Annotated in this window: 3 protein-coding genes, 1 tRNA gene and 1 pseudogene; 4 read left to right on the forward strand and 1 reads right to left on the reverse strand. The window is 67.9% G+C overall.

What is annotated here, in order from left to right:
• The 3 genes and pseudogenes from A5652_RS00695 to A5652_RS00705 form a co-directional block, all read left to right on the forward strand.
• Positions 1-333 (forward strand): annotated as a pseudogene (locus tag A5652_RS00695) (serine hydrolase); the annotation flags it as partial.
• A 29-nt stretch (positions 334-362) separates the two neighbouring features.
• Positions 363-551 carry a hypothetical protein gene (locus A5652_RS00700; RefSeq protein WP_067345512.1) on the forward strand — a complete coding sequence of 63 codons (189 nt, stop codon included), beginning with the start codon at positions 363-365 and terminating at the stop codon, positions 549-551.
• 38 nt (positions 552-589) lie between these two features.
• Complete coding sequence (locus A5652_RS00705) at positions 590-1,708, forward strand: hypothetical protein (RefSeq protein WP_067345515.1); 1,119 nt, start codon at positions 590-592, stop codon at positions 1,706-1,708.
• A gap of 6 nt (positions 1,709-1,714) precedes the next feature.
• On the opposite strand, the gene A5652_RS00710 is transcribed toward A5652_RS00705, so the two are convergent.
• Positions 1,715-1,801: transfer RNA gene (locus tag A5652_RS00710), tRNA-Ser, on the reverse strand.
• A gap of 37 nt (positions 1,802-1,838) precedes the next feature.
• Between A5652_RS00710 and A5652_RS00715 the strand changes: the two genes are divergently transcribed.
• Positions 1,839-2,312, forward strand: a 474-nt coding sequence (locus tag A5652_RS00715; protein WP_197513678.1) for an alcohol dehydrogenase catalytic domain-containing protein, incomplete at its 3' end; no start/stop codon positions are given.

A 2,312-nucleotide genomic window follows, 5' to 3' on the forward strand; every position in this document is an offset into this window, starting at 1 on the left:
GGCGAACTCGACGGCGTGCGGGTGATCAGCCCGGAAACCATGTACGGTGCCGTGACCGAATGCCGAAGGCTGCGACCCGATTTCGCTGTCGGGTTGCAGCCGGCCCGCTGGGGCACCGGGTACATCCTGGGCACCAACCGGTGGGGTCCGTTCGGGCGCAACGCGCCACACGCTTTCGGCAACCTGGGCCTGGTCAACATCGCTATCTGGGCCGACCCCGCGCGCGGGCTGTCGGCCGGCGTGGTGAGCAGCGGCAAACCCGGGCGGGATCCCGAATCCCGCCGGTACACCGCCCTGCTGGACACGATCACCGCCGAAATCCCAACCGGTTGACGACGGCGGCAGTGGGAACACTGCCACCCATGGCTACTTATCGAGTGCTCGACCCCAAGGGCGACGTCGTCGCGACCAAAGACATCGAAAGTGCCGACGACGCGCACGCGTGGTTCGTCGACCAGAAGGCCGACAACAGCGAGCTCGGCTGGCGCATGGAAGTCCAGCACGACGGCGACTGGCACTTCTTCGACGACACCGAGGGCGATCGAAGCTAAGGTGTTTGTCCCCCGGCTCGTGGGGCAACCAACACAGCATGGACTCGCAACGCTTCCGCAAGCTGCTGGACGCACCGGGGCCGTTCGCTTCGGTGTACTTCGATGACTCGCACGACACCCACGACGCCGAGGCTCAGCTCGAGCTGAAGTGGCGGGCGGTCAAGGAACAGCTGGAACGCTGCGGCGCCGGTGCGACGGTGATCGGCCAGATCGAGGACGCGATCATGAACTTGCGCCCACCGATCGGCCGCAGCGGACGCGCGGTGGTCGCCAGTGCCGACGGCGTGGTGATCAACGAACACCTGGCGCGTCCCGCCGCCACCGACATCGTCCGCGTCTCTGAATTGCCCTATCTGGTACCGATTCTCGAGCAGAGCTTCGATCACCCCGACTACGTGCTGGCGGTCGTCGACCACAGCGGCGCCGACATAACCACTCACATCGGTGGGACGCTGCGCACCGAGACCGTCGACGGCGGGGGCTATCCCGTGCACAAATCCGCCGGCGCAGAGACCGCGGGCTACGGCGATCCCCAGCTGCGCACCGAAGAGGCCGCGCGTAAAAACATGCGTGCCGTCGCTGACCGCGTCGCTGAGTTCGCCGACGACAAGGCGATCGAGGTGATCTTCGTGGTGGGTGAGGTGCGCTCGCGCTCCGATCTGCTCGCCGCGCTGCCCGAGCGACTGCAGGAGCGCGCGGTGGCACTCGAGATCGGGGCGCGGCACAGCGGTCACGACTTCGAAGAGATCGAGCACGCCATCGAAGGCGAATTCGTCAAGCGCCAGCTACGCACGATCGACGATGCGGCACAGCGCTTTACCGCCGAGATCGGGCGGCAGTCGGGGCTGGCGGCCGAGGGGCTCGGCGCGGTGTGCTCCGCGCTGCGCCAGGGCGCGGTGGAGACACTGATCATCGGCGACATCGGGGACGCGACCGTGGTTGCCGACGAGGGCTTGACGACGATTGCGCCCGACGAGAACGTGCTGTCCGAGCAGGGTGCCGCTCCCGCCAAGACGCTGCGGGCCGACGAGGCGCTGCCGTTCTCGGCGATCTCGGTCGGCGCCGCCCTGGTGCGCACCGACGAGCGGATCTCTCCGGCCGACGGCGTTGGCGCCGTGCTGCGCTACGCGCCGACGCTGCATCAGCCCGTCGAGTGACAAAAGCGGTGGCGGAGGGATTTGAACCCCCGGACGGTGTTAGCCGTCTCTCGCTTTCAAGGCGAGTGCATTAGGCCGCTCTGCCACGCCACCGCTGATCAGGGTAGCCGGACTCGGTAGCGTGGCCACCATGCGTGCCATCGTCGCCGAATCCGCCGATCAGCTTTCCTGGCAGGAAGTACCCGATGTGTCCGCCGGCCCCGGCGAGGTACTCATCAAGGTCGCCGCCGCCGGGGTGAATCGCGCCGACCTGCTGCAGGCCGCCGGAAAATATCCGCCGCCGCCGGGTGCCAGCGAGATCATCGGCATGGAGGTGTCCGGCGTCGTCGCCGACGTCGGTCCCGATGTCACCGATTGGTCTGCCGGACAAGAGGTTTGCGCGCTGCTCGCCGGTGGCGGCTACGCGGAATACGTCGCCGTACCGGCCGGGCAGGTGATGCCGGTTCCCGACGGTGTCGACCTGGTGGACGCCGCCGGGTTGCCCGAAGTGGCCTGTACCGTCTGGTCGAATCTGGTGCTGACCGCGCATCTCGGCAAGGGGCAGCTGCTGCTGATGCACGGCGGGGCAAGCGGAATCGGCAGCCACGCCATTCAGGTGGCCCGG

The organism is Mycobacterium sp. 1165178.9 (assembly GCF_001673555.1).
Classification (GTDB): domain Bacteria; phylum Actinomycetota; class Actinomycetes; order Mycobacteriales; family Mycobacteriaceae; genus Mycobacterium.

Excerpts from the sequence above, each read along its gene's own strand:
- A5652_RS00700 (WP_067345512.1), top strand. The coding sequence starts at position 363 with ATGGCTACTTATCGAGTGCTCGACCCCAAGGGCGACGTCGTCGCGACC.
- A5652_RS00705 (WP_067345515.1), top strand. The coding sequence starts at position 590 with ATGGACTCGCAACGCTTCCGCAAGCTGCTGGACGCACCGGGGCCGTTC.